The sequence below is a fragment of the Ruegeria sp. HKCCA5763 genome, assembly GCF_013034545.1.
Taxonomy (GTDB): Bacteria; Pseudomonadota; Alphaproteobacteria; order Rhodobacterales; family Rhodobacteraceae; genus Ruegeria.
In genome coordinates this window covers 200,932-227,421 of the sequence record NZ_WQGF01000009.1, presented here as the reverse complement: position 1 = coordinate 227,421, position 26,490 = coordinate 200,932, and the positions used below count along the sequence as shown (strand labels likewise).

Below are 26,490 nucleotides of genomic sequence, written 5' to 3'. Positions count from 1 at the left end.
GATGTGTCACCAAACAAGATAGCACTTTTATACGACTTCGGGGTTTGATTGAAAATAGCAGCAAAGGCCGATTAGAGCAATCAATGCCCGCGCTGTACTACGCTCATATTAACGTTAAGATCATCCAGAATTGTGGCATAAAGAGGATCTTCAGCATATCGGTCGCGTATCTTCTTAATTGCGTTTAGACTGAATGCACCAGTTTTGGGATTAGTGGTCTCTTCCAGACCCAGCAAATCGAGCGCCACTTTCTTGGCCATTCTCTTATACTCTTTATTTCTGTTCATTCCGGAGTCTCCTATTAGTGTGGAGCCTTACCCAAACACACATCAGCGCTGATAAGAAGTGGCGAAGTTGTGGGCTTCTTGCCAAAGTAACTGTCATAATGGCAATTCGCCGCGATTTGGAAAATTCACTGTAAATAAGTAATACCATTTCTATTTTCACTCATTTCTGTGGAATGGTTAATTCAGGATTTGACGAAAAGGAGCCACACGCCATGCCACAAGTGAACCACCTGAACCTACCGCCGGTCGGGAAGGCCGTGTTGGCGCTGAACACACCACAGGACAGAGCCGCGTCTTATGCTTTGGCCATCGGGCGCGATAATGACATAAGACCCATTGGCAACGGTATACCCGGCGGTAAGCGCTTTCCGCTCTATAGCCTCACGAGGGGCACCGTTGGCCCGCACGAATGTTATGACGCATGGCACCCAGCGCTGGACCATGCTTATCACTTCAAATGCCGGAACAGCGCGGTTGCGATTGTGTCGTACAACTACGGGCCAGTGGGCCTGAGAAGGCGGGCTGACCTACCGCCTGGCCTCGACGTATACGTGCTGCCGGTCAGCGCTTATGGGTTGGGGACGGCCGCGTATCTCTACGTCAGAGAAGGCATGGAGGTCGAATATGACGAAACAGCGCTGGCTCTGCATCATCACACCCAAGACATTGAATTTGCATAACATTACCTAATGGACGGGTTTTTGGTTTACAGGACAAATGTTCTGAGCAATGGTATATGAGTCGGTGCTTTACGGCCCGTGGGCCAAGGACCAGTGAGTGGGGTCCGAGGTACACCGAGCGCTGACACCTAGAAAGGAAACCGAGTCTGTCTGTTCCGCTCCGGCGGGCCGGACATAGCCCGTTCAGCGCTGAGGCTGGGCGGGTCAGGCAAACCTTTACTAGGAGGCTTCTTATGGCCAACGATATGACGACGACCGAACTGCCGCTGCCCGAAGACGTGGGCAAACTCGAAAGCGTAGCAGGCCCCGACCCCGAAATGATCACCTTTGCACGCGAAGCTGTCCGGCTGCGCAAACTGCGCTATTGGCGGCTGGGCTACAAGACGAAGCTCATCAGCAAGCGCGAGTGGTACGAATATCTGGCCGCGACTGAAGTCCCTGCCAAAGCCTCATAATAGAAAACCCCCAACGCCGGAACATCGAGCGCTGGGGGTTCAGGATTTGGTGAAAATGACTCCACACTTGCAGGGGTATATTACGCCAGATCCTCTAACATTGGCAATTAGAGGAAGTACCAATATGACCGAAAGCCCCACCAGAAAGGAAACCTCACCTTTTAATCTGGAGGACCTTTCATGGCCGCTAATGACGATAAGAAACACAATAGCGCTGACGCAATCGACTTGGAGCAGGTATTTGTCATAGAAGACAGAGATGAGGTTGAAAAGGACGACCATCACCAAGGGCTAATTGATCTTGACGTTGGCGGAAAAGACCGCACCTCCTTTTTACGCCACCCATTAGAATGGCAAATCCAGACGCTTATCGTTCATCCCGCTTTTCAGGAGGTACTTAAAGGAGTGCCGGAAAATACCCAGCGCGTGTTGATTGAGTCAGCGCTGATTGGGGACATTGCGTTTGACTCAAACCTGCCGCAATACAAAGCCAAGGCCAAAATGGGCATGGTCGTGATTAAGAAGCACCGCAAAACGCTGCGCGCGCTGTTCGATAAACACTGGCCCGAAGAAAACGTAATTATGGGCGATGCGAGTTACGGGTTGGCAAAGGAGGCTGACAGGTTATTCCCGCCACTGATCTGGGCGCGCGAACAGCGCTGGATGATGTATCAGAAAGGCCGATGGGTTCAGGTGACAGAGGTCTATGTCAAAAACCGACTTCGTAAGCTGGCAGACGGCCTGATCTTCGAAAAGCCCAGCTTAACGACTGCGCCCGGCCTCAGCCCCATGTCAGCAGCAGCGCTCAACACTTGCTCGATCTCATCGACACTCAACACACGCTGACGGACCGCGCTCGCTTTTATCTTCAACCGATAAGCGACGGGCTGGCAAAATTCCCGATCTGCGAGCCAACCGATCACCGAACTGAGCAGACGCGCCCCAGCCGCCGCCGTCGAAGGTGTTTTACGCCGCTTAAGGTCGTCGACCATGGTAACCACCGTCCCACGGGTCATGTCCTTCAAAACCGTCCCCTGAGCGGTTTCAGACAGGTCCCGTTTCCAATGGAGCTTGATTTGGTCGGGCCGTTTCAAGTTCGGTTCTGCGTGCTGTTCCCACCAGAGATCGAACCCGTCCTGCAATTTGACAGGTCCTGTCGGCGCTTCCGGCTTGACGTTAATGTTTTCGCCACGTTCGCGCCTGTCCTTTGCAGCGCTGACGTAGGCCCTTGCATCAGCCAGACCCATCTGCGGGTACAAGCCGATCGTCTGAGTCTTTTGCTTACCGTCCGTCAGCAGACGCATGAGAAAACGGGTGCTGCTGGTGCTCTTCCTGACGCCGAGGCCAGGTACTGACGCATCCCACAGAACTACAGCGCTCTTACCTTGCGGCACTTTGGCGGTGTCGATGAGCCGCGCGGTCAGCGGCTTCTTAGCGGTTCTTGACATAGCTTTTCCTTTCTATGTCGCCGCTCGGTGTTTGTCTATTTTCATCTAATGTTTAGCTAATGATATGCCACTTAGAGTGGTCAACCACTTGCCGGAAGGGTGAGCAGCAACCCCGCTCAAAATCGACCAAAACCCTTGTAATGTATATAGAAAATAGCTACGAATGGGGGCATATCCGACCACATCGATTTGTAGAGGCAATTTCTTACAAATCAGTTGCTCTACCAGCTGAGCTATAGGGGCACTGGCAGTCGATTACTTCCTCTGGCGGGGGACTGCAAGCCTCATTTTCAGCTTGAACTAAGGTATTGTCGGTTTTCCTGAGAAAGTGCAAAAACCACTCAGGCAGAAACCCCACATACGTCTGGTACAGCGAAGGACATGTGCGAGGTTGGGTATTGTATGTGAGGGTACGGAAGTCGACATGCAGGTAATCATTCATGCCGGTGCAGCCTTTACCGATGAAGGCCACATTTTGTCGTCGCTTGTTGCAAACAGACAGATGCTGGCAGAGATGAAGACTGCTCCGATGGGCCCGCGGATGTCCCGACAATTCGTCAAGATCATGTCGGACGCGCTGACCCAGGGCACATCGATCGACGAAACGCGGGACAGTCTGGCCCCTCTTTTTCCACAAGACGTCAACCTGGAGCGTGTAGTTCTGTCGAGCGACAAGTTCTTTGGGCCTCGACGGACTGCGCTGCAACATGGTCAGATTTATCCTTTTGCGGGAAGGCGGACGGCATTTACTGAAACCCTCTTGGAAGGTGCGCAGCTAGAGCTGTTTGTCGGGCTGGTGAACCCTGGAATTTTCATTCCCAAAACACTGATGTCCATTCACGAAGACCATCGGCGGGATATTCTGGCCAGCACTGACCTCAGTTGTCTCAGTTGGCTCAGCATGATTGAAGACCTGCGCGAACTTGCGCCTCAGTTTAAACTGACCGTATGGGAAAACGAAAATCTACCTCTGATCTGGGGTGATATTGTCCGGGCTATGACAGGGCTGCCCAGCGAGACACCCCTTCCCGATGAGTACTCCTTTTTGACGTCGCTCTTGACCGACGCAGGACAAGGACAAGTGCAGGAGATCCTTGGGCGGCGCACACCCTTGGATATACAAGGCCAACGCGAAGAATTGGCGCAAGTCCTCGAGGATCAAGCGCGCCCCGAGCTGGTTGAAGAAGAGTTGGATTTGCCTGGGTGGAACACGGACATATTTGACGCGTTTACAGAGCTTTACGCGCAGGACATGGCCGCCATCCGCACCATGTCAGATATTCGCGTGTTTTAGCCTTCGATCTCCGTTTCAGGCAGCACCCCAGATGCCCGTCTCTGATCCGTCATAACTCCGAATTATCCGTCATAACGACAGAATACCTGTACGTTTCGTCACATTTCACCCTGCCACCCGAACAGCCTTCGAACCATCGTTAAGTGAGGCATAAATTGGGAGGCTAAGACAGTAATGTCCTGGAATGTGTGTATCGTAGGCGCAGGCAAAATCGGGCAGATGATCGCGACCCTACTGAAAGCATCGCCAAATTACACCGTGTCTGTTGCGGATCACGACCTCAAATCACTGGCAGAAGTTGCAAAGCTTGGTGTGCCCACCAAGCAAGTCGACGCCAGCGACACACATAGTCTGGCCGCAAGTCTTAAGGGCTTTGATGCCGTAATCTCGGCGGCTCCCTTCTTTTTGACACCAAAGATTGCTGAGGCGGCTCAAAAGGCAGGCGCGCATTACTTTGATCTGACCGAGGATGTGGCCGCCACGAACGCTGTGCGCGCCTTGGCCGAGGGCAGCCAGACAGCATTCATGCCGCAATGCGGGTTGGCGCCGGGCTTTGTTGGTATCGCGGGCGCTTCTCTGGCCGCCGAATTTGACGAAATCGACAGCCTGCATATGCGGGTCGGTGCGCTGCCGCTCTATCCAACCAACGCGTTAAAATACAATCTGACCTGGTCAACTGACGGGCTGATCAACGAGTATTGCAACCCCTGCGATGCCATCGTGAACGGCCAACGGGTCAAAACCGCGCCGCTGGAAGACTACGAGGTTCTGGGGCATGACGGCGTGGAATACGAATGTTTCAACACTTCGGGCGGGCTGGGTACATTGCCCGAAACGCTTGAAGGCAAGGCGCGGTCAGTCTCGTATCGGTCGATCCGTTACCCGGGCCATTGTGACATTCTGAAACTGCTGCTGCATGATCTGGGCCTGGAACGTCGCCGCGATTTGCTGAAAGAGATTTTCGAATCCGCCCTGCCCCGTACAGATCAGGACGTTGTTCTGGTCTACTGCACAGCCAAGGGCATGATCGACGGCGCGCTGCGTGAAAAATCACTGATCAACAAAAGCTTTGCCCGTGACATCAGCGGCCAGACCTGGAGCGCTATTCAGGTCACGACAGCCGCAGGCGTTCTGGGCGTTGTCGACCTGATGCGCACGGGTGCGCTGCCTTCGAAAGGCTTTGTCCGGCAAGAGCAGGTGAAGCTGCCCGACTTCCTGAAGACTGAATTTGGCGCGCTCTATCGCGCTGGTGATGCAACCCCTCAAAACAAAGCGGCCTGAGACATGAAAGACGTTGTAATGACTGCAGAAACCACACTTTCGAAACTGGACCTGACTGTGGCTGAATTGACCGGCGGCACCTTGCAGGTGACGTCTCCGATAGATGGTCGTGTATTGGCCGACGTGCATGAAACGCCCGCCGCTGAGATGAAATCGATCATCGCCCGGTCGCAAGCTGCGTTCAAAGCCTGGCGCGTGGTGCCCGCACCGCAGCGGGGCGAGTTGATCCGGCTGCTGGGTGAAGAACTGCGCGCTGCCAAAGACGATCTTGGCGCGCTTGTGAGCTGGGAGGCTGGTAAGATCACCTCCGAAGGTTTGGGCGAAGTGCAAGAGATGATCGACATCTGCGATTTTGCCGTTGGCCTGTCGCGGCAGCTTTACGGACTGACCATCGCATCCGAGCGTCCGGGGCACAGGATGATGGAAACCTGGCATCCTGCCGGGCCGGTAGGTGTGATCTCGGCCTTCAACTTTCCGGTTGCGGTCTGGTCGTGGAACGCGGCGCTGGCGATTGTCTGTGGCGATCCGGTGATCTGGAAACCGTCCGAGAAGACACCGCTGACTGCAATGGCGTGCCAGAAGATCTTTGAACGTGCTCTGGCCCGTTTTGGCGATGCCCCTGACGGTCTGTTGCAGACCGTGATCGGTGGCGCGGCTTTGGGCGAGGCTCTGGTTTCAAGCGAAGATGTACCCGTAATCTCGGCAACCGGTTCGACGCGTATGGGTCGTGCGGTGGCGCCCATCGTCGCGGCGCGCTTTGGCAAGTGCATTCTGGAACTGGGTGGTAACAACGCGATGATCGTTGGCCCCTCGGCAGATCTGGAAATGGCCGTGCGCGCCATTGTGTTTTCGGCAGTTGGCACCGCAGGTCAGCGCTGCACAACCTTACGCCGCCTGATCGTTCACAACTCGATCAAGGACGAATTGGTGGCCCGCCTAAAGAAAGCTTATTCTGGTTTGCCCATCGGCGACCCGATGGCCGAAGGCACGCTGGTTGGGCCTTTGGTGGATGAAGCCTCGGGCGCAGCCATGACAGCTGCGCTGAAGGCGGCAGAGGCCGAAGGTGGTAAGGTGTTCGGCGGCAACTGTGTGACCGAAGGTGTCCCCGGCGGTGTCTATATGGAACCTGCGATCGTCGAGATGCCCGGGCAGTCCGATACTGTGAAGACCGAAACATTTGCGCCTATTCTTTATGTCTTGGGCTATGAGGATTTCAACGAGGCCATCGAACTGCAAAACGATGTGCCGCAGGGGCTGTCTTCTTGCGTGTTCACCCTGAATATGCGCGAGGCCGAGCAGTTCCTGACCGCGGCCGGATCCGATTGCGGCATCGCCAACGTCAATATCGGGCCATCAGGGGCCGAAATCGGCGGGGCATTTGGCGGTGAAAAGGAAACCGGGGGCGGACGTGAAAGCGGTTCGGACGCGTGGAAAGCGTATATGCGCCGTCAAACGAATACCGTGAACTACTCAGCGGAACTGCCGCTTGCGCAGGGTGTAAAGTTCGACATCTAAGGCCCGCGCTGTTCGTAAAAGAGTAGCCTCTCAAGCAAACAAGAACTGGCCGCATCGGGTAGGAAGACCCCGGCGCGGCCATTTTGATCCATTCAGCTAGCCAGCTGATCGCCGGTGCTTTGACTGCTTTATCAACCAATCCGAAAAGACCTGAACAGCTTCGTTTTTTTGCCCGGTTGGGAAAGCCACGTAATACGCGCTGCCTGACACATTCGCGACCTGACCAATCTCGACTAGGGCTCCCGAGGCCAACTCGGCCTCGATCAGATAAGACGGCAGGATCGCAGCCCCCAACCCGGCAACGGCCCCCTCGATCAGCATCGAAAACTGATCAAAGCGCATCCCCGGAAACACAGCGCGCGCACCCAATCCCAGGCTGTCATGATAGTCTGACCATTGCTCGGACCGTGAGGTGAGATGCAATAGCGGCAGATCGAACACATCTTGTTTTTCGTCAAGCCCAGCGCTGCCCACCAGTGCAGGCGCAGCCGTGACCACCAGATGCTCCGGGAACAGCTTGCGCAGCGCGGCACCCGGCCAGTCATCATGGCCAAAGTGGATGGCAACGTCCACGCGCCGCTCTTCCAAACTAAACGGCGTCGTATAGGAGTGAAGGTCCAGTACGATCTCTGGATGTGACGCTTTGAAATCGGCCAGGCGGGGCACCAGCCATCGCGTCGCGAAGGTGGGCAACACTGCCATGGTTAAAAGGGTGGCGCCGTCCCCAGCGGCAATGGCACGGTTGATTGTACCGCTCAGTCGTTCAAGATCGCCGGCCAGTTCCTCGCGCAAAGCGCGCCCTGCTTTTGACAGCCGAACGGCCCGCCCAACGCGGCGAAACAGCGTAACACCTATTGCCGCCTCCAACTCGCGCACCTGACGACTGACCGCGCCCTGCGTAACGCCCAGTTCCTCTGCCGCCATGGTATAGCTTTCGTGACGCGCTGCGGCTTCAAAACTGCGCATCAGGGCAAGAGACGGAAGAGCGTTGATCCTGGGCATGACATCCATGAGCTTTAGTCACAGAAAAGATACCTATTGAGGTGTTTTTCTCAAGTAATTTAGGCATTAGTTTCATGCTGAATTTCAAAGGAAATGACATGTTGTTCCAACGTGCAGAGCGGCTAAACGGGATCGAACTCTCTGAGATCGTGCAGATTTCCGAGGCTGCTGCCCGTTTGCGCGCGGATGGCCGCGATATTGTGGCGCTGTCAACGGGTGAGCCGGATTTGCCCACGCCGCCACATGTGGTCGAGGCGGCCCACGCCGCAGCGCAAGACGGTAAGACAAAATACCCGCCGACAGCGGGTATTCCCGACCTGCGCACCGAGATCGCTCGTCAGGCAAGGGTCGAGATGGCGCAAGTCATCGTATCGACCGGGGCAAAACAAGTGATTGCCAACGCTATGTTGGCAAGTCTGAACCCCGGCGACGAGGTGATCATGCCCGCGCCCTATTGGACCAGCTATTCCGATATTGTTCGCATGGCGGGAGGAACGCCGATTGTCCTGCCTTGCCCGATGGAACAGGGCTTCAAGCTGCTGCCCGAACAGCTTGAGGCCGCGATCACGCCCCGTACCCGCTGGCTGATGCTCAACACACCGTCGAACCCGTCCGGGGCCATCTACACGAAGGATGAGATCGCCAGCTTGGCTACCGTTTTGGCGCAGCACCCGCATGTCTGGGTTCTGGCGGATGAGATTTATCAACGCCTCAGCTTTGTTCCGTTCACCTCGGTAGCCGAAGCCGCACCAGAACTTGTCGGGCGCATGTTGGTCGTCAATGGCGTGGCCAAGGCCTGGTCCATGACCGGTTGGCGCATCGGTTGGGGGATTGGACCCGCCGAACTGATCAAGGCGATGGCGGCGGTGCAAGGTCAGGTGACCTCGGGCGCGTGTTCGATTTCGCAGTGGGCCTCTTTGGCGGCTATCACTTGTGATCCGAAGTTGCTGGAAGAACGCCGCGACCTGTTCGCCCAACGCCGTGATCTTGTGGTTGCCGGGCTGAACGCGGTTCCTGGGCTGCGTTGTGACGCGCCTGATGGGGCCTTTTATGCCTTCCCCTCTTGCGCGGAATTGCTTGCAGATCACGGCGGACCCTTCAAGAATGATGCGGACTTTTGCGGCTGGGTGCTGGAAGAAGCCGGTGTCGCCCTTGTCCCCGGTCGTTCATTTGGCTTGCCCGGACATTTCCGCCTGAGCTTCGCTTACGCCCAAGATACAATAGCAGCTGGCCTTGAACGCCTTAAATCGGCTGTAGAAAGGAAACTCTGATGAAACCACAATCCCGTCCGCAGCTTGGCCCCTTCACCTGGGAAGACCCGTTCCTGCTGGAAGACCAACTGGCCGAAGACGAACGCATGGTGCGTGATGCCGCGCGTGCCTATGCGCAGGACAAACTGCTGCCACGCGTGACCGAAGCCTTTGCCAAAGAAGAAACCGACCCTGGCATATTCCGGGAAATGGGTGAGATGGGCCTACTGGGGACCACCATCCCCGAGGAGTTCGGCGGCATCGGGTCCAGCTATGTGACTTATGGCCTTGTGGCGCGTGAAGTTGAGCGTGTCGACAGCGGTTACCGCTCGATGATGTCGGTCCAGTCCAGCCTGGTGATGTATCCGATCTATGCCTACGGCACCGACGAGCAGCGTCAGAAATACCTACCGAAACTGGCCAGTGGTGAGTTCATTGGCTGTTTTGGCCTGACCGAACCCGACGCAGGTTCAGACCCTGGCGGGATGAAGACCGTCGCCAAAAAAACCGAAGGCGGGTATGTGTTGAATGGTTCGAAAATGTGGATCTCGAACGCGCCGATTGCGGATGTGTTTGTGGTCTGGGCCAAGTCCGAGGCACATGACGGCAAGATCAAAGGCTTTGTTCTGGACAAGGGCATGGCCGGGCTGTCCGCGCCCAAGATCGAAGGCAAACTGTCGCTGCGCGCCTCGATCACTGGTGAGATCGTGATGAACAATGTTGAGGTCGCAGAAGACGCACTGTTGCCCAATGTCGAGGGCCTCAAAGGTCCGTTCGGCTGTCTGAACCGCGCGCGGTATGGGATTGCTTGGGGCACCATGGGTGCGGCCGAAGCTTGCTGGCACGCCGCCCATCAATACGGGATGGATCGCAAGCAATTCGGGCGACCTTTGGCGCAAACCCAGTTGTTTCAATTGAAACTTGCCAACATGCAGACCGAGATTGCCCTTGGCCTGCAGGCCGCCCTTCGCGTGGGTCGCCTGATGGACGAAGCCCGCGCCGCGCCCGAAATGATCAGCCTGATCAAGCGCAACAATTGCGGTAAAGCACTTGAGATCGCGCGCCACGCCCGTGACATGCATGGCGGCAACGGTATCAGTCAGGATTTTCACGTTATCCGGCACATGGTGAATCTGGAAACGGTGAACACCTATGAAGGCACACACGACGTACACGCGCTGATTTTGGGGCGCGCGCAAACGGGCCTGCAAGCCTTCGCCTAAGGACAGTCAACATGGATCGCGCAGCCATTGTGCACGAAAACTTCCTGCGTCGCGTGGCGGCGCGGGATTTCCCTTCAGGTGACGCCCCTGCTGGCCCTTTGACCCAGGCCGAAGCCGTGCGGCTGTATCGTGCACAATGCCTCAGCCGGGCGCTGGATCGGCAAAGCCGCGCGATGCAGAAAGCCGGTCAGGGGTTTTATACCATTGGGTCGTCCGGCCACGAAGGCATGGCAGCTGTCGCCGCCGCCCTGCGCCCGACCGATCCCGCCTTTCTGCATTATCGCGATGCCGCCTTTCAGATAGCCCGCTCTGATCAGGTGCCGGGGCAAAGCCCAACCTGGGATATTCTACTGTCTTTTGCTTCGTCTTCTGAAGACCCGATCAGCGGTGGGCGGCATAAAGTATTGGGGTCCAAGGCACTGTGCATTCCGCCGCAGACCTCAACCATTGCCAGCCACCTACCCAAAGCGGTGGGCGCGGCATATGCCATTGGCGCGGCTCGCCGCCACCGCCCGGAACATGCTGACATGCCGGATGATGCGATTGTCTATTGTTCCTTTGGCGATGCCTCGGCCAACCATTCAACCTCGCAAGGGGCGTTCAACACCGCGCAATGGACGTCTTACCAATCTGTGCCTCTGCCATTGCTGTTTTGTTGTGAAGACAATGGTATTGGTATTTCGACCAAAACACCGCAGGGTTGGATCGCAGCGACCTTCCAAAATCGGCCGGGGCTGAAATACTTCAGCTGCAACGGGCTTGATCTGTTCGACACATTCCGAGTCGCGCAAGAGGCGGCCGACTACGTGCGCCGCCGCCGCAAACCCGCCTTCCTGCATGTACGCACGGTGCGCCTTTACGGTCATGCCGGGGCGGACATGCCGACAACCTATCTGCCGAAGTCGGAAGTCGAGGCAGAAGAGGCCAACGATCCCCTGCTGCATTCTGCCCGACTGCTGGAACAATCCGGGGCTATGCAGCCCGAGGACGCCTTGGGCATCTATACCGATACCTGCGCACGTGTCGCCCGTGTCGCAGACAAAGCCGTAACCCGCCCGCGCTTGAAAACAGCAAGTGACGTGATGGCCAGCCTGATCCCACCTGCGCGCCCCTGTGCACCGACCAATGGCCCAAGCCCAGAGCACAGAGCCGAAATCTTCGGCAGCGATCTAAAGGCGCAATCCGAGCCTCAGATCATGTCGCGCCTGATCAATTGGACCCTAACCGACCTGATGCTCGAACACGATGAGATCGTGATGATGGGCGAAGACGTCGGACGCAAAGGCGGCGTCTATGGTGTGACGCAAAAATTGCAGGCGCGCTTTGGCCCTGATCGGATGATCGACACTTTGCTGGACGAACAATCGATCCTGGGTCTGGCCATCGGCATGGCACAAAATGGCTTTGTTCCGATGCCGGAAATCCAATTCCTAGCCTATCTGCACAATGCCGAAGACCAACTGCGTGGCGAGGCGGCCACCCTTTCCTTCTTCTCGAACGGGCAATACACCAACCCGATGGTCGTGCGCATCGCCGGGCTGGGATACCAGAAAGGCTTTGGCGGGCATTTCCATAACGATAACTCGGTCGCCGTTTTGCGCGACATTCCGGGCCTGATCCTGGCCTGCCCGTCAAATGGTGCAGATGCCGCGCGGATGCTGCGGGAATGTGTCCGACTGGCGCGCGAAGAACAACGGCTCGTTGTCTTCCTTGAGCCCATCGCGCTCTATCCGATGCGCGATCTGCATGAAGCGGGCGATGGTGGGTGGATGCAAACCTATCCCGCCCCTTCCGAGCGCATAGAGTTAGGGGAGGTCGGCGTAGAAGGTGACGGGGACGATCTGGCCATCGTGACTTTTGGCAATGGCGTCTATCTCAGCCACCAAGCGCAAAAGGCGTTGCAGGCGGATGGAATCAAAACCCGGATCATCGACCTGAGGTGGCTGTCGCCACTGCCGAAGGATGCGCTGACCCAAGCCGTAGCCGGGGCCAAACGTATCCTGATCGTTGACGAAACCCGACACCACGGCGGTGTGGCCGAGGGCCTGATGGCGCATTTTCATGAAACCGCAAATGTGCCATTGGCCCGCATCACGGCCGAAGACAGCTTCATCGCAACCGGCCCGGCCTATGCCGCCACAATGCCGTCAAAAGACAGCATCGAGGCTGCAGCGCGGCGCCTGATGGAGACCGAGGTATGAGCCAAGAAAAACAGACCGCCGTTGTCATATGCCCCGGTCGGGGCACGTATAACAAACCCGAACTGGGGGTGTTGGGGCGGCAATTCTCGGACAAGGCTTTGTTGGCGCGGTTCGACCAGATGCGCAGCGCACAGGGACAGGAAACTCTGACTGAGTTGGACGGTGCAGCGCGGTATTCAGTTGCGAAACATACGCGCGGCGATAACGCCTCGGCCCTGATCTATGCTGCGACGCTGGGCGATTTCCGTGCCATTGACCGCAACAAGATCGACGTGGTGGCGGTGACGGGTAACTCGATGGGTTGGTATTCGGCCCTGGCCTGCGCGGATGCGCTAACCGCCGAAGGTGGGTTCGAGGTTGTCAACACAATGGGCACGCTGATGCAGGACAACATGATTGGCGGGCAACTGGTTTATCCATTTCTGAACGCGGATTGGCACCCGGATCCAGCCCGCAAGGCCGAGCTGATGGCTCTGATCGACCGGATCGACGGCACGAGCGCAACGCTGACTCTGTCGATTGATCTGGGAGGAATGTTGGTTCTGGCCGGGGATGAAGCCGGGCTTGCTGCGTTCGAACAAGCCGTACCGGTGGTGCAGGAGCGCTTCCCTTTGCGCCTCGCCAACCATGCGGGCTTTCATTCACACCTTCAAGCCCCCGTCGCCGCACAGGGGCGCGCGCGACTGGGTGTAGATCTTTTCCACCAACCCGGTCTTCCGATGATCGACGGGCGCGGCCATATCTGGTGGCCCGGAGCTTGTGACACGCACGCGCTGTGGGACTACACATTGGGTCATCAGGTCACGGAAACCTACGACTTTACCCATGCGATTGCGCAGGCCGCTCGAGAGTTCGCGCCGGATCTGTTCATCGTCACCGGCCCCGGCACCACGTTGGGCGGGGCTGTGGCGCAATCCCTAATCCTCAGCAATTGGGACGGGCTGGGTGACAAGGCCGCCTTCCAAAGCGTACAACGCACCGCACCATTTCTGGTTTCAATGGGGATGGATGATCAAAGAGCACAAGTCACCTAGCCTTGCCCTCTTTTTTGGTTTCTGCCTTTGGCTGGCGGGAAATACCGCTACAGGTTGACGAGTTTGTGCTGACCGTCAGACCCCAGAAAGCTTGTTTGGCCGGACCCAAACGCCGCCTGAAAGGCTTTGTCCGTCTTGGCCCATTCCAGCAGCGCCTTGGCCTCTTTCAGCGCGTCAGGTCCTGTTGGCGCAGCAGAGATGGCCGCCAGGATTTGTCGCAGTTTTGAGTTTTTGTCCGCGACGCTTGCCCCGACCTCAAGCACAAGGCCAACAACCGGTGGCGGGGTATACACATAGTCCGCATCGGATTGCGCCGCGATACGGGCCTGCAGGGCCGGAACGATGTCGACTGTGTCATGGACATAGGTCCAACTGGTGGACAGCCCCTCGATCATGGGATTGTCGGTCCCGGCCAGCATTGTGATCGGTGTGGTTTTGTAGATCACGATCGGTTTGCCGGCCGCATAGGCAATAGAGGATTCAACCAGACTGCCCCCGTCAGGCACACGCCCATCCATGTTGAAAACCAAACATGTACACCGACCGATCAACTGATAGATATCCAGCGAATAAGTGACTTTGCGCACGATCGAGAGCGCGATTTGCCCTTCTTGCGATGAAATCTGGGGATCAAGAAGCAAAGCCATCAGCTTGCCAACTTCAAGCCCGTCCCTCTGCGGCAGATAGGTTGTGAACCCACCGGCCTCAAGCACGGCGGCAATGTTCTGCTGCTCCCAAAGATCCCCGACGCTGAACATCGGCCCCGAGCAATAAACGATCTGTTCTGACATTTGAAAAAGCTCCACAAATAAACTTCAGGTATTAACGGCAGTAAAAACGCGGGATGCCCTTTGCGCATCCGGAGTGTCTGTGCCGGGCTCGAGTGCCTTGAGAACAGTCGCCAACCGATTTCGGGTGGTCCGATCCTCGGTTCCGAGTACGTCATCCAGCGTCAGCAAAGCCCGCAACTCCAACGAGCGGGCATTGTTGCCGCGTGCCAGGTCCACAGCTTCGGACAGGCTTTCGACCGCTGCGGTGCGGTCACCCATCGTTGCCTGCACCACACCCAACAGACGTTTCAGTTCAGCGTCCCAGAAATGCTGACCCAACATCGCCGACATCTGGCTGCCTGTTTGCAACACGCCCAGCGCTATTTCGGGGTTGCCCTGATCCGTATGCGCGCTGGCCATAATGGCAAAGCCCAGACCCACAGCAGACTGACTGCCGCTGCCGGACAGGATGCCAAGCCCCGCTTCGATGTCTTGCAGGCGTTGTGCAGGCGGATCAACCTTTTGACCCGCGCGCAGTAGCAGGCATAACCCTTGCCAAAACGGTATCCCAAGATTGGCGCAGAACATAACTGTTTCGTCCGCGACCTCATAAGCCAACGCCTCATCCCCTCGGTAATGATGAATGAGCGCCAGATAAGAGCGTGCGGCGGCAAGGCTGAGGGCGGATTCAAGCCCTTCGGCAAGGGCAACCCCCTGACATGCCCGTCTGAGACCGGTTTGCGCCGCCCCTAACCACCAATGCGAGGCCGCAGCAGCCCCATAGGCCACAACACCCTGATCGGTACCGACACCGTAGGTCACATTTGCAAAATCTTCGGGTTGATACAGCGCGACCGCCGTTTCCGCATGGTCCAGCGCGTCTTGTACATCACCGATCTGAAACTTCGCATTTGCCAGTGAAGAATGGGCCCGAAGCAACCCAATGCGATGATTGGCAGGTTCTGACCACGACAATATCTGAAGCGCAAAGTCACAGGCTTTGCCGCAGTCGCCCTTCCCAATCCAATAGGCGGCCAACCCATTCAGTGCCGAGGACCGCTCATCATAGTCCTTTAGCGTTTCTGCTATGCTCAGCGCACGTTCCCATACCGGAACGATTTCATCTGATCCAAACCCGCGCACTCCCATCAAAGCGTTACCCAGCAATATCTGTAGCGACAGCTCAGAGACGTGGCGCTCGGGCGATTCCGGTGCGCCTTCCAACGCTTCTAGCGCGCGCCTGTACAGGGTTGCGGCGTCCTCGACCGCAGCCTGTTTTGCTGCGCTTCGACCTGCTTTTTTGAACCACTCCGCAGCTGGGTTGAACTGCTCGGACTCAAGCAAATGGTAGGCCACCACAGACGGAGCCATGCCTCCTTGCCGGCTGAACTGGGTCGTCAACTGATCTGCCGTTACTGCATGAAGCGCCTTGCGACGCTGACGCAGCAAAGTGCTGTAAGCCCCATCGCGGGTCAGGGCGTGGCGGAAGAAATAGCTGTCTGGTTGACCTTCATGCCGCCGGATAAGATCAGCCTCCAGTAGCTGGTCAAGCGCCGCATCCAATCCATCGGCGTCGAGTTCCGAGACCGCTGCCAGAAGCGTCCGATCAAACACCTGCCCCAGAACAGAAGCCACCTGAGCGGTACCTTTCGCGTTGCCCGACAGACGGTCAAGCTGTTGCATGACAAGACCGTCAAGTGATGTCGGTATGAGGGAATGACGCCCGGCCTCATCACGCAGCGCTTGTCGCGTCAGTTCTTCCAGAAACAACGGCACACCCTGCGCCCGATCAATCAGTTGCTGTATGTCTTCGGCGCTGAGACGCTGAGCGTCATCGATCACGCGAATGAGCTCACGCGCCTCAGTGTCTTCCAGCGTCGCCAGTTCGATAACGCGGCCTAGCAGTTTCTTTGCCACCCCGTCTTTGGCATGTCGCGAAGTGACGACGCACAGGACCTTCGCAGGCGTATCCCTCTCCAACATCAAGTTCAGCAAGTCGATCGTCGTCGCATCGCTCCAATGCAAATCTTCGCAAACCAAAACGACAGGGCGCTGATTAGACAGAAACTCGATCCAGCGCACCAAGGTTTCCAACGTCAGCTTGCGCAGACTTTCTGGGCTCTTGTTCGCCAGCTCTGAGGATTCCGGCACATGGATACCCAGAAGGTTGGCAATGACGGGAAACGCATTGTCCGGCCTATCGTCCCAAGCTGCCAAACCGTCTTGCAACCGGGACGCGGCGTCCTCAGTTTCCTGTGGATCTGCAATCCCCAGACTTTTCAACGCCAATTCGATGAACGGATGCAGGGCCGCGCCGGTCTGCAATACATCACACCTGGCCTCAAGCCAGGTATGCGGCGTTTCATTAAGACCGGCCCGAAACCTGTCGATCAACGAACTTTTTCCCAATCCGGGCTCAGCAACGATGCTCACACTGGACCTAGAGCCATTAAGAACCGCCCCAAATTCTGAGGTCAGCGCGGACAGCTCCTCGCTTCGACCCACCAGAGCATTCATTTGCCGCACCGCAGATCGCTTTGCCGCCGCGGATCGGCGCAATTGATGAAGAACTACTTTGTCTGCAATCCCCTTCAGCTGAACCGGTGGCTGGGGTCTTGAAGCGAACTTTCCTTTCAGCAATTGCAGTGCGGATTCACTGGTGAAGATCGTGCCCGGCGATGCTGCTGATTGAATACGCGCAGCAACATTCACGGTCTCACCCAATAGAATGTCACCCAGACCTTCGCTACTTTGACCGACGACCACTGGCCCGGCATGGATACCGACACGCGCTTGCAGCGGCGCCTTAAGCCGGGACTGACCGACTTGGCCCAACCCCTCCAGCATCTCAAAAGCCGCGCGCACGGCCCGTTCTGCGTCATTTTCCTGCGCTTGTGGGTACCCGAAATAAACAAGAAGCCCATCACCCAGATAATGCGCGATTTTTCCACCGAATTTTTCGAATGCCGCACTTCCGAACTTTTGAAACGCCAACATAAGATCGGCGAAATCTTCGGAATCCATCTTGGTGCTTAGCTCGGTAGAGCCCACAACATCGACAAAAGCAAGAACAAGCCGCCGCCTCTCACCGCTGAGTCCAGAGTCTTTATGAGTACCAGCGGAGGTCTTTGCCATAAGGTCACCTGCGCGCAAAAATGAAAAAACAGTCTAGTTAAAAGCAAGCTATTGTTCAAACAAACACGCAAAGGTGTCACTAGGTCAAGTTTTGTGATACCTCTCAGAAATAGTCAGCCCTCGTGTTCAAGACGAGCACGAGGCAACAAAACGTTATTAAAACATATATATTGGGTGGATTATGGGCGACATCAGATATGTCTGTCTTTCGGATATGCATTTCGGGGCGGATAACAGTATTTTAACCCGTCTGGACGCAACCAACGGGCAAGTAGACCCGATGCACCCAAGCGATGTTCTGATCCACCTGGCGAACTGCCTGAGGCACCTGATCAACGAAAACTCACGCGACCGACTGCCAACGCTTATTCTGAATGGCGACATTCTTGATCTGGCCTTCAGCACCGAAAATGTCGCTGCAATGGCGTTTCGGCACTTTCTTGAACTGACCATGCCGGAAGACCCGGCCGCCCGGCTTTTCGACCCCGAGATTGTGTTCATTCCCGGCAATCACGACCATCACCTGTGGGAAACCTGTCGAGAACGCCAATATGCAGAGTCTTTGAGTTCCGCCGATTGGAGCAATCCCCTGCCCCGCCCACCGCACATCACTCCGATGCGCGACCCGCAAGGGGTGCCAAGCTATTTCGTGAATGCAATCACACACAGCCTTCCCTGGCTTTCAGAAACCCGGATCAAAACCGTTTATCCAAACTTCGCCATCACGTCCGGGAACAGGCTGATCGTGGTCAGCCATGGGCACTTCATCGAAGACGCCTATCTGATGGTCAGTGAGTTCGCAGATCTTCTGTACCCAAAGACTACTCCGCCCGAGACGATGGAGGCATGGGAGGCGCAGAACTTTGCCTGGATCGATTTCGTCTGGTCGGTTCTGGGCCGATCTGGGCACATCGGGGTCGACGAAGAAAACGTCTATAATACTGAAAACAGCCCCAAAGCGATTGGATCACTGCTGGGTAGTGCTGCCCGAAATCTGGTTCTTAAAAAGGGCGGCGCGAGCGGGAAGACACTTGCCAACGGCGTCGGCGAGATGGTCAGCGCGCTGGTCACAGATTATTTTGAACGTGGGCAGACTGATACATTGCTCAGCGACGACGGAGCCGGCGTCAAACGGTTCATGCAGCTCCCTGTTCAAGAGCAAATAAAATCAGAGTTCGGCCCGAGCGTTCCTTCACAAATTTCTCTTGTATTTGGCCACACACACAAACCTTTTGAATCGATCATGCCGTTGGAACATTTTTTTGTGCCAAGTTTCGCCGCCTACAACAGCGGCGGCTGGGTTGTCGACAGCCCCGAAGTCAAACCGCTTATCGGAGGCGCAATCGTGTTGATTGACGAGGACGCCAATCTCGCCTCGTTGCGCATGTATAACGAGGGCCACGACACATCGGACTATCGCGTCTCGGTCCAAATCGCCGAGAACCAGGACGAAGCGGATAACCCGCTATTTGCGCAACTGTCCAAATCCGTTGACTCCCAGAAATGGCCCTGGTCGGATTTCTCCAAGGCCGCAGCCGTAGCCGTAAAACAGCACAACGCGCGCTTAGCCGATTTCCTTAAAGGCAAAGACAGTACAGGACAGGGTTAATGGGCCTATGATCAATTGAGCATCACGAAGCCGTGCAGCCCAAGGCCGAAATGACCATCTAGAAAGCACTTAAAAGTTCAGCCAAAAAAGGTGCCGGGGCGGAAGCGAACCACCGCCTCGAGAATTTTCGATCAAGTTTCATACTTGATTTTAAGAAGTTACAAAAAACTGCGTCACGTTGTGTAGAGCTTATGGAAACTGGGTTTCAAGAGAAAGCGGTGCGCCGATCACACTTCTGCGGTGCAGCTCCAGGGCATGAGGCGGCTGATATTGACCCGTTTCAAGTCGGACAGTGATTGGTTGAGCTAGGAGTGCGGATTCTCGATAAGTGGCAGATAATTTGGTAACGAGCCCCGGTTGGCTTCGCGTGGGCTGGGTTGGCGCTTGATCAGGCAGACGTTTGCTTTGTCCTCGACATGGATCGCGATCTACGCCGTCTCGATACCTTCCGGCGCCAGTCCACACTTATTGAGGCAAATCTTTTCAGACCTGCACCCGAACTGCTTGTAGTCTGCGACCCGCTTCTCTGGCTGAACGATGCGCGCCGCTGTCCGGATGATGATGATCCCATCATCCTACTGGTCAGTCCGAGACCGAGCCAGCAGAACAACAGAAATAGCCTCGCCCGCTCAAGAATTGATCCTGACGAAGCAAGCACTATTTGCGGCGGGAGCCTGCAAAGGGATGCTCGTCCGCCGCAGAATGTTGCCGACTTATTTTGTGTTCACGATTGGTGGATTTTTGCAGCGTCCTAAACAGTAATGAACGCCAGCAGCGGCTCCGGGTTGTAGTGTCGGTGGTGGGGTTGTGGGAAACAGCATGTCAACACACGCGTCAGGGTCCACCTTAAAGTACGCAGCGATGCGCGGTGGCATTCCCGCAGTAGCGCTGGTGTACATCTTCCATGCTGGATTGCTATTTTTGCTTTTAGCATTCGCCTCCCAGTAGTTTACAACGCGAATGTTTCGCCCATTTGCATACAACTTATAATTCAAGTTTTGATTGTCCGGCGAATCTTTGATTTTCAAACCCGTTGCATTAGCCGCGGCCGGAAAAATGTTGTTGGGATCGTTGTTGTTTCTTTTTTCGACGCGAGCGCTTGATGCTTCAACGTGGAAATACTGATAACGGAACTTATTGTTTTTGTTCTTAGCTTTGGGGATTTCGGTTACCATTAGAACGCAAAGTCGTAAGTTGCCATTCTCGTAATGGTAGCCCTGCAAAGCCGGGTCATGAGCGCATTTTTCTAGGATTTGGCCTTTAACAAAGACCTCCGTTTTCCCGTTTGCTTTCCTGCCCGCTTCTGCAACTCGAACCAAAGATTGACCTGTAATTCCCGACAAACTTCCAAACTTCTTGGTGTCATTCTTTAGTCTTTGAATACAAGCGTTCAATGAACCATTTCTTTCGCACTGATCCGGCGCAAGTACATGCAATACATTTACGAACTCTTGCTCATCCAGATCTGCTATTTTTTTTGGAGGATCGTTACGGTTACCGTTAGATCCTCCAGCTACAAATTTTAGATCTGGGATGCTTTGTACATTAAAGATTTCTCCTGTTTCCGAGTTAATTGGCCCTTGTGTACAGCCAGTCAGAACAAAACCCATGGATGTCGCCAATACTGTCCCCAACAAGTACTTTCGCATAATCGCCTCCAGACAAAACAGTAAGTTATATACATACCACAAAGTGCTTCAAAAACTCAGTGATTTTGCAAAAATGAATCTTGGTACTATCATAAGCCGTAATTTGGGTCAGCTATTCGATCCTGGCGAACCGAATTGAATTTCGACTTCTCTAACGATTTTGTCCGTCAGAAGATCGTGAAATCTTATCGGGGAATCCTCTAAGAGTTTCTTTGCTTTAGCGATCTGACTGGCAGCCTCTTCTACTTCGCCTTTGCAAAGGCATGCTGAGGCAAGCAATGTGTGAGAAAATGCTACGATCTGACCCGACCCGGTAGCTTTGTATCTCTCTAGACCCGACCGTATCCTTTCGATGCCGCCATCTGCGCTTCCGCATTTGGCTTCTGCCCAACCAAGAATGATGCTTGACCACGCTTCCCAATACTGGAACTCGATCTTTTCGCTCGTTCGATGTGCTTCGGAGGCAAATTCACGGGATCGCTCGGGGTCGTTTACAGTACAATAGATCGTTGCGATGATGCTAAGTGCATAACATCTGGTAAACTCGCTTGTTTGCGCGTTAGTGAGTGCAATCGCGGCCTCAAGCTCATCTTGAATTGCTTCGAGCTTCAATTCCTTCAGCGCGATGGCCCAACACCGCATCACGGTGTCAACGACGGCTGAGTTTGCCGGATAGTAACGGTGCAGATCCTCGGGGTCTGATTGTTTGTGAAATTTCAAGGCGAGATCAAAATGAGAAATCGCTCGGTCAAATTCACCCAACAGAACAAGCGCCATCCCCTTATAATGGTGACAAAGGGTATGCATAGCCGATGACGTTTCGGTTTCTATGACAAGCGCCATGCGTTCACAATGCTCGAACGCGACGTCTGGCCGTCCGGCAATGAGATTGTCCCCTGCGAGTTGATTGAGGTTAGTGAAAACGGCCTCTTTATCTCCGACCTTCTCTTTGAGTTGGATCAAACGGTCGAGGTTCACGCCAATATCAGGAGATCCCCAACCACGCATTTCGAGCGCCAAATATAGGTTCTGTCGCAGTTCGATTTCAATCTCATCCGACCCAGCATCCCAGTCCAGACTATTATGCGCTTCAAGAGCAGCTGAAAGGTGCGCGACTGCTTCTTGGCTAGCGAATTTCTGCAAACTTACTTGAGCTGCCAGCTTCCACTGATCCCGAGCTGCCGCATGGTTTTCGGCTTCTTTAAAATGAAGGGCAAGGATCTCCGGGTTGCGATCGCAGTAATTGGGGAAATCCCGCGTCATTACGTTTGCAATACGATGGTGTAGTTGCTTGGCCTTCTGAGGTAGTATGGCATCGTAAGCAGTGTCGCGTATTAGCGCGTGTCGAAACGAGAAACTATCTTCTCCCCTGCCTGATTTCATGACCAGTATCTGCGCACGAACAAGCGTGTTAAGTTCGTGTTCTATTTCAGAAACATCTCGACCAGCCATTGCCGCCACTAGTTGCAACGAGAAACTTCGCCCCAATGCAGCGCAAACTGAAATTGTGTCAGGTGCCACCTTGAGGTGATCAAGCCGGGCACGAAACAAATCTTTCAAAGTCGTTGGAAATTCTGAATCGTCGTTTAGCGGAGCGTCTTTTACACCGTCCAAACCAACACGCTGAAACATGTTAACCAGTTCTTCGACGAACAGGGGAACACCTTCTGATCGCTTTGCGATGGTCGCTTCAACGGTACGACGTATATCGCTTGAATTTAGTAGCACCTCCACAAGATGGCGCGTCTCATTGTTACTCAATCGTGACAATGAAAGAGTAGTGACCTTGGAATTGCCATGCCAACGCGGAACATACTCAGGTCGATAAGTGCCGAGTACCATCACGCGTAATTCGTCCAATCGGTCGATCAAATTGCTCAGCAGTTCTTCTGATGATGGGTCCACCCAATGCAGATCCTCAAAAAGGATAAGGACAGGGCTTTGCTCGGCCATCTTCTCAACATATCGCAGCAAAGCGTTCGTTATTCTAGATTTGGTTCCTTCGGGCGACGAAAAATCAATTTTTCCAACGCCTTCGATCGACAGAAGCTCTGAAAGCGGTGCAAGAAACTCCTTCGTGTATTGCTCGCCTGAAGCCACAAATGATTGTAGTTTCCTCAGTTTCGTTTCCTGAGTGTCCCCATCTTCAAGGCCGATAACATAATCAAGGTGTGACTTGACCGGATAAAACGGGCTGTTTTGATGGTAAGGCGAACATTGAAACACTAGGCGTCGCCCATTCGCTAAAGCCAAGTGTTTAAGAGTTTCTTCCGCAAGTCGCGATTTTCCTATTCCGGCTTCTCCGGAAAGAAAGACCGCCTGTCCTTCGCGCTGGCAGGACATCACCCAACGACCGCGTATTAGGTCTAGTTCCGACTTGCGCCCAATCAGAGGTGTCAGATCGCCACGTTTGCGCTTGTCAAAGCGGAGTTCGGTGTTTTTGGCTCCTTCAACCAGCCAAACTTTAACGGGATCAACGAACCCCTTCAATTGGTGATTACCAATCGCCTTGCATTTGAAATTGCTTCCCAACAGTTGCTGCGTGCGTTCAGAAATCGCAATTTGTCCAGGTGTCGCGACTGTCTGAAGTCGAGCAGCCAAGTTGGGAATATCTCCTAATGCGATGTTGTCCATGGATTGACTGGTATGATCCAGGTCTGCGACAACTACATCACCCGTAGCGATACCGATACGTGCAGATAACTTCTGCGGTACCTTCATATCCCAAAGTCGAATTTTCTCCATTATCTGCAAGGCACTTAACGCGGCTCGCTCAGCATCATCTTCCTTTGCGTTTGGAAAACCAAAATATGAAACTATCCCGTCACCAACAAGTTGGGCAAAAAACCCAAAGTTGTCATGAATGGCCTCGGTGCTACACTGCTGGAACTCCTTTAAAATATCTCGGTAAGCCTCAACACCAAGCTCCTGCACTAGACCGGTCGAATTCACTAGGTCGACAAACATTATTGTCATCTGACGCAGTTCACCAATCAGCCTTTCAGAGGTGGTCGATCCCTCGTGGATGCTTTTGACAGCTGGTTCTTGGGCATGAATTGACGCAACGGTCGAGTTTTCCCCCAACAATTGTGCGGCTCGTATTAGGCGTTTTCTGTCGCCTAAGGGGATATTGAGACGGGCTAGGTCTTCGTCAGTCAATAAGGCAACAACATCGAGGTCAACAGAGTTTTCCTCAAAAGTTGCGAGGTATCTTTCCATTTTTACGGAGGCCAACCAGGCTTTTAGATCACTCACAGCCTATCCCCCAACCAACAGCACATCGAAAAGAAGGTATTGAATGTGTAGATATTAACGCGTCGCAAAATTCTGCATCAAGCCGACGGACTTGTCAAAACGATCAATATTAACTCTTTGAGGATTGACCTTCCATTTGATCGTCAAACGGCCGAATGGAAACGAACTGAGCTACGAGGTATTTGTTCACTTCGGCAATAGCATTTAGAGACCAGATGTTGTTTTACACGACCCCTTGAGCAACCCGGTCTGACTGCTCCAATTTGATTATTCTTATATGATTGGCCTCAGCTCCACCCAGATGAAGGTTTCGGGCGCTGGCGGGCGATAGCCCAGTGCACTTCGCGGTCTCATCGTATTGTAGTGTTTCCTCCGCTGTTCGATCAGAATTTGAGCCTCGCGCAAGCTGTAGACTTCTCACCGTTGAGAAGTTCGTCCCTCATTCTACCGTTGAAGTTTTCGCAATATCCGCTTTTCCAGTGTTAACTTGGCGCGATTTAGGCGATCTTCGCGGTATCAGAGGCGATAGGGTTCCGAACGGCTTGTACAAAGAATTCAGACCCTTTATCCGACCGGGTAAAGGCAGGGGTACCACGCAAGATGAATAGATCGGTAAGCCGACGTTGAGCGAGACGTTTAGGTGTTGCGGCCACAACCCGATTTGCCGACATTCACCTCCAGAGAAAAATCTGGCGCGCGTGAATTCTCTAATCAAGAGACACAGCCGCTATCTGAGCAAAATGGTCGAATGACTATTTCAAGCTCAGTGCATCAAGATCAAACGGCTCCGTTAGGTCGTTTTATTGGGGCGCTCAAGGCACAAAAAGCTAAGCTTAGACGAACAGAATAGACCCAGACCAGACTGTAGTAATGGATTAGCCCGATCTGGTAGCGTGGCAAGCTGTGCCAATTTGAGTTAAACCTTCTGAACTTCCAGATATAGCATTGCGTGATCCGAGAATTTCTTCACCCAAGCCTTCCTCTGCGCCTTGTTAGATTTGTCATTCCAGCCGCTTACCTTTACATCTGCGCCGCCGAATGATTTGAATTTTAGATGATCCATCGCCACGACATGGTCCAGATCACTTGGACCATAACGCTCGCTCCAATAGGTTGCGCCTTCGCTTTTTGTCAGCAATTGCATGTTCCTGCGCTTGGCAGCGGCGGCAAGCTCCTTTATCTCCCTCTCTCCGCTGATGTCCTTGTCTGAACCAAAATACTCCATGCCCATTGTATTCAGATCCCCCAAAAAAATGTAGTTCGGGGTCTTTCCACCCGCCGCCTTCTTCAGGACGTTTCGGAAATCAAATGCCTTGTCGATCATGTAATTCCGAATGCCAAACCCACGCGGATCGGGCATTGACTTCACATGGAGGAAGAGAATTGGATAGGCCTCGCCATCTATCGTCGGTGTAACCAGCAATCCGGGGCGTAGGCTTGTTTGTCCGGCCTGAAACTCGTTCTTCTGTGTAACGAACGCAGGAAGAGTTTTCCGGATTCCGACCAAAATCTCCTGCATCTGCTCACCTTCGGTTATGAAGAAGAAATGGTTGGGCATCGAGTTCATCAAGTATTGGGCCACGATGCTGCTGCGCACCTCGATGATCGCCACAATGTCTGGATTGACTGCCGCAATCTCATCAATGATTGGTTGAATTGGTTTCTTTGGTGTTTTCTTCTTTTTGTCGGTTGCCCCGAAATGCTCGACGTTCCAGGTCAAAACAGAAAAAGCCTTTGCCATGAAAGTGCTCCTTATACCAATGGTGAAACTATAATACCAATAGTGAAACCATAGCCTGGACGAGGTAGCAAAGATAGAGAGACCCCAACACAGAGCACGCACTGCATTGCATTGGCAATTTAATTCATTCGGCTATTCTCGCCTCCAAGAGCCAACGGCCCGTAAGGGCCGTTGCACAGTTGGTATTGACGCTAAGGCGCGACCCATCAAAAGCCGCAGTTCGCTGAAATCGCTCGATACTGGCTGTGAAGAAGGGCCGCCGTGCGGACAAAGCCGCCTAGTGCGAATTGACAACCTTTCGTAGTTTGCCTGAATAAAGTCTGAGTGTCCGTCATCAAGTATTTTGGGACAGATTGTGTTCTGATCTAAGAGAGAGTGTTTCGCATTTATTGATGTTATGCTGTCGAAGGCGTTTGTATTGGCGAACAGAATAGACGCCGCGAAACAGTGTGAACGCTCTACTGGAACTTCGAATTGCGCAAGGAGGCCAAAAGATACGGTGCGGCTCCAATTTTTAGATGCATCCCAAAGCAGTTCGGGTTGCATCGCTCCGTTGTCGCAAAACTATCTACACATAAATGGTGGTCATTAGGGTGGATGAATGAAGTAAATAGTGGTTTTTTTTGAATTAAAGTTAATGAGTTAAAGCATTGAGATGGTG

General features: G+C 54.3%; 18 protein-coding genes and 2 pseudogenes. 11 read left to right on the top strand and 9 right to left on the bottom strand.

The window, feature by feature from the left end; translation table 11 throughout:
- Nucleotides 1-80: 80 nt before the first annotated feature.
- A complete protein-coding gene (locus GOV89_RS16410) occupies nt 81-287 on the bottom strand; it encodes a hypothetical protein (RefSeq protein ID WP_171238654.1) in 207 nt (68 codons plus the stop codon).
- A gap of 212 nt (nt 288-499) precedes the next feature.
- Between GOV89_RS16410 and GOV89_RS16405 the strand changes: the two genes are divergently transcribed.
- The 3 genes from GOV89_RS16405 (at nt 500) to GOV89_RS16395 (ending at nt 2,268) form a co-directional block, all read left to right on the top strand.
- Complete coding sequence (locus GOV89_RS16405; RefSeq protein ID WP_171238653.1) at nt 500-967, top strand: hypothetical protein; 468 nt, start codon at nt 500-502, stop codon at nt 965-967.
- Nucleotides 968-1,200: 233 nt separating this feature from the next.
- Nucleotides 1,201-1,422 (top strand): hypothetical protein, encoded by a 222-nt coding sequence (locus GOV89_RS16400; protein WP_171238652.1) that lies wholly within the window; start codon nt 1,201-1,203, stop codon nt 1,420-1,422.
- A gap of 180 nt (nt 1,423-1,602) precedes the next feature.
- On the top strand, nt 1,603-2,268 hold the full coding sequence (locus GOV89_RS16395) for a hypothetical protein (protein WP_171238651.1): 666 nt from the start codon (nt 1,603-1,605) through the stop codon (nt 2,266-2,268).
- A 341-nt stretch (nt 2,269-2,609) separates the two neighbouring features.
- Here GOV89_RS16395 and GOV89_RS23100 read toward each other — a convergent pair.
- Nucleotides 2,610-2,870: pseudogene (locus tag GOV89_RS23100) on the bottom strand (Arm DNA-binding domain-containing protein); the annotation flags it as partial.
- Between the two features lie 424 nt (nt 2,871-3,294).
- Between GOV89_RS23100 and GOV89_RS16390 the strand changes: the two are divergent.
- The 3 genes from GOV89_RS16390 (at nt 3,295) to GOV89_RS16380 (ending at nt 6,960) form a co-directional block, all read left to right on the top strand.
- Complete coding sequence (locus tag GOV89_RS16390) at nt 3,295-4,164, top strand: hypothetical protein (RefSeq protein ID WP_171175767.1); 870 nt, start codon at nt 3,295-3,297, stop codon at nt 4,162-4,164.
- 174 nt (nt 4,165-4,338) lie between these two features.
- Nucleotides 4,339-5,445 carry a saccharopine dehydrogenase family protein gene (locus GOV89_RS16385; RefSeq protein ID WP_171238650.1) on the top strand — a complete coding sequence of 369 codons (1,107 nt, stop codon included), beginning with the start codon at nt 4,339-4,341 and terminating at the stop codon, nt 5,443-5,445.
- A gap of 18 nt (nt 5,446-5,463) precedes the next feature.
- Nucleotides 5,464-6,960 carry an aldehyde dehydrogenase family protein gene (locus tag GOV89_RS16380; protein WP_371732354.1) on the top strand — a complete coding sequence of 499 codons (1,497 nt, stop codon included), beginning with the start codon at nt 5,464-5,466 and terminating at the stop codon, nt 6,958-6,960.
- A gap of 96 nt (nt 6,961-7,056) precedes the next feature.
- Here the strand turns inward: GOV89_RS16380 and GOV89_RS16375 are convergent, their stop codons facing one another.
- On the bottom strand, nt 7,057-7,971 hold the full coding sequence (locus GOV89_RS16375; protein ID WP_171175773.1) for a LysR substrate-binding domain-containing protein: 915 nt from the start codon (nt 7,969-7,971) through the stop codon (nt 7,057-7,059).
- 89 nt (nt 7,972-8,060) lie between these two features.
- Here GOV89_RS16375 and GOV89_RS16370 point away from each other — a divergent pair, with 89 nt between their 5' ends.
- Genes GOV89_RS16370 through GOV89_RS16355 form a run of 4 tightly spaced genes read left to right on the top strand, consistent with a single transcriptional unit; the run spans nt 8,061 to nt 13,670 of the window.
- The gene (locus GOV89_RS16370; RefSeq protein WP_254451540.1) at nt 8,061-9,233 is read left to right on the top strand and encodes a pyridoxal phosphate-dependent aminotransferase; all 1,173 of its coding nucleotides are present in this window, start codon (nt 8,061-8,063) and stop codon (nt 9,231-9,233) included.
- Nucleotides 9,233-10,435: an acyl-CoA dehydrogenase gene (locus GOV89_RS16365; RefSeq protein WP_171238648.1), complete on the top strand. Its 1,203-nt coding sequence runs from the start codon at nt 9,233-9,235 to the stop codon at nt 10,433-10,435. The genes GOV89_RS16370 and GOV89_RS16365 overlap by 1 nt, the downstream gene beginning before the upstream one ends.
- Before the next feature lie 11 nt (nt 10,436-10,446).
- Nucleotides 10,447-12,636, top strand: a complete 2,190-nt coding sequence (locus GOV89_RS16360; RefSeq protein WP_171238647.1) for an alpha-ketoacid dehydrogenase subunit alpha/beta — start codon at nt 10,447-10,449, stop codon at nt 12,634-12,636.
- Nucleotides 12,633-13,670 (top strand): ACP S-malonyltransferase, encoded by a 1,038-nt coding sequence (locus GOV89_RS16355; RefSeq protein ID WP_171238646.1) that lies wholly within the window; start codon nt 12,633-12,635, stop codon nt 13,668-13,670. The genes GOV89_RS16360 and GOV89_RS16355 overlap by 4 nt, the downstream gene beginning before the upstream one ends.
- A gap of 47 nt (nt 13,671-13,717) precedes the next feature.
- On the opposite strand, the gene GOV89_RS16350 is transcribed toward GOV89_RS16355, so the two are convergent.
- Together GOV89_RS16350 and GOV89_RS16345 are read right to left on the bottom strand one after the other, a co-directional pair.
- Entirely contained in the window at nt 13,718-14,461 is a 744-nt protein-coding gene (locus GOV89_RS16350; RefSeq protein WP_171238645.1) for a nucleoside 2-deoxyribosyltransferase, read from the bottom strand.
- A 24-nt stretch (nt 14,462-14,485) separates the two neighbouring features.
- Entirely contained in the window at nt 14,486-17,575 is a 3,090-nt protein-coding gene (locus GOV89_RS16345; RefSeq protein WP_171238644.1) for an AAA family ATPase, read from the bottom strand.
- A 181-nt stretch (nt 17,576-17,756) separates the two neighbouring features.
- On the opposite strand from GOV89_RS16345, the gene GOV89_RS16340 reads away from it, so the two are divergent.
- Complete coding sequence (locus GOV89_RS16340; protein WP_171238643.1) at nt 17,757-19,184, top strand: metallophosphoesterase; 1,428 nt, start codon at nt 17,757-17,759, stop codon at nt 19,182-19,184.
- A gap of 713 nt (nt 19,185-19,897) precedes the next feature.
- On the opposite strand, the gene GOV89_RS16335 is transcribed toward GOV89_RS16340, so the two are convergent.
- The 4 genes and pseudogenes from GOV89_RS16335 to GOV89_RS16320 all read right to left on the bottom strand — a co-directional run bounded on the left by GOV89_RS16335 (nt 19,898) and on the right by GOV89_RS16320 (nt 25,829).
- Nucleotides 19,898-20,833: a hypothetical protein gene (locus GOV89_RS16335; RefSeq protein WP_171238642.1), complete on the bottom strand. Its 936-nt coding sequence runs from the start codon at nt 20,831-20,833 to the stop codon at nt 19,898-19,900.
- Between the two features lie 108 nt (nt 20,834-20,941).
- The gene (locus tag GOV89_RS16330) at nt 20,942-24,088 is read right to left on the bottom strand and encodes an adenylate/guanylate cyclase domain-containing protein (protein ID WP_171238641.1); all 3,147 of its coding nucleotides are present in this window, start codon (nt 24,086-24,088) and stop codon (nt 20,942-20,944) included.
- A 273-nt stretch (nt 24,089-24,361) separates the two neighbouring features.
- Nucleotides 24,362-24,705: pseudogene (locus GOV89_RS22900) on the bottom strand (transposase); the annotation flags it as partial.
- Between the two features lie 299 nt (nt 24,706-25,004).
- Nucleotides 25,005-25,829 (bottom strand): endonuclease/exonuclease/phosphatase family protein, encoded by an 825-nt coding sequence (locus GOV89_RS16320; RefSeq protein WP_171238640.1) that lies wholly within the window; start codon nt 25,827-25,829, stop codon nt 25,005-25,007.
- Nucleotides 25,830-26,490 lie beyond the last annotated feature (661 nt).

What these genes read in the sequence shown, in the direction of transcription:
- GOV89_RS16410 (WP_171238654.1), bottom strand. Translation starts at nt 287, where the DNA reads ATGAACAGAAATAAAGAGTATAAGAGAATGGCCAAGAAAGTGGCGCTC.
- GOV89_RS16405 (WP_171238653.1), top strand. Translation starts at nt 500, where the DNA reads ATGCCACAAGTGAACCACCTGAACCTACCGCCGGTCGGGAAGGCCGTG.
- GOV89_RS16400 (WP_171238652.1), top strand. Translation starts at nt 1,201, where the DNA reads ATGGCCAACGATATGACGACGACCGAACTGCCGCTGCCCGAAGACGTG.
- GOV89_RS16395 (WP_171238651.1), top strand. Translation starts at nt 1,603, where the DNA reads ATGGCCGCTAATGACGATAAGAAACACAATAGCGCTGACGCAATCGAC.
- GOV89_RS16390 (WP_171175767.1), top strand. Translation starts at nt 3,295, where the DNA reads ATGCAGGTAATCATTCATGCCGGTGCAGCCTTTACCGATGAAGGCCAC.
- GOV89_RS16385 (WP_171238650.1), top strand. Translation starts at nt 4,339, where the DNA reads ATGTCCTGGAATGTGTGTATCGTAGGCGCAGGCAAAATCGGGCAGATG.
- GOV89_RS16380 (WP_371732354.1), top strand. Translation starts at nt 5,464, where the DNA reads ATGACTGCAGAAACCACACTTTCGAAACTGGACCTGACTGTGGCTGAA.
- GOV89_RS16375 (WP_171175773.1), bottom strand. Translation starts at nt 7,971, where the DNA reads ATGGATGTCATGCCCAGGATCAACGCTCTTCCGTCTCTTGCCCTGATG.
- GOV89_RS16370 (WP_254451540.1), top strand. Translation starts at nt 8,061, where the DNA reads ATGTTGTTCCAACGTGCAGAGCGGCTAAACGGGATCGAACTCTCTGAG.
- GOV89_RS16365 (WP_171238648.1), top strand. Translation starts at nt 9,233, where the DNA reads ATGAAACCACAATCCCGTCCGCAGCTTGGCCCCTTCACCTGGGAAGAC.
- GOV89_RS16360 (WP_171238647.1), top strand. Translation starts at nt 10,447, where the DNA reads ATGGATCGCGCAGCCATTGTGCACGAAAACTTCCTGCGTCGCGTGGCG.
- GOV89_RS16355 (WP_171238646.1), top strand. Translation starts at nt 12,633, where the DNA reads ATGAGCCAAGAAAAACAGACCGCCGTTGTCATATGCCCCGGTCGGGGC.
- GOV89_RS16350 (WP_171238645.1), bottom strand. Translation starts at nt 14,461, where the DNA reads ATGTCAGAACAGATCGTTTATTGCTCGGGGCCGATGTTCAGCGTCGGG.
- GOV89_RS16345 (WP_171238644.1), bottom strand. Translation starts at nt 17,575, where the DNA reads ATGGCAAAGACCTCCGCTGGTACTCATAAAGACTCTGGACTCAGCGGT.
- GOV89_RS16340 (WP_171238643.1), top strand. Translation starts at nt 17,757, where the DNA reads ATGGGCGACATCAGATATGTCTGTCTTTCGGATATGCATTTCGGGGCG.
- GOV89_RS16335 (WP_171238642.1), bottom strand. Translation starts at nt 20,833, where the DNA reads ATGCGAAAGTACTTGTTGGGGACAGTATTGGCGACATCCATGGGTTTT.
- GOV89_RS16320 (WP_171238640.1), bottom strand. Translation starts at nt 25,829, where the DNA reads ATGGCAAAGGCTTTTTCTGTTTTGACCTGGAACGTCGAGCATTTCGGG.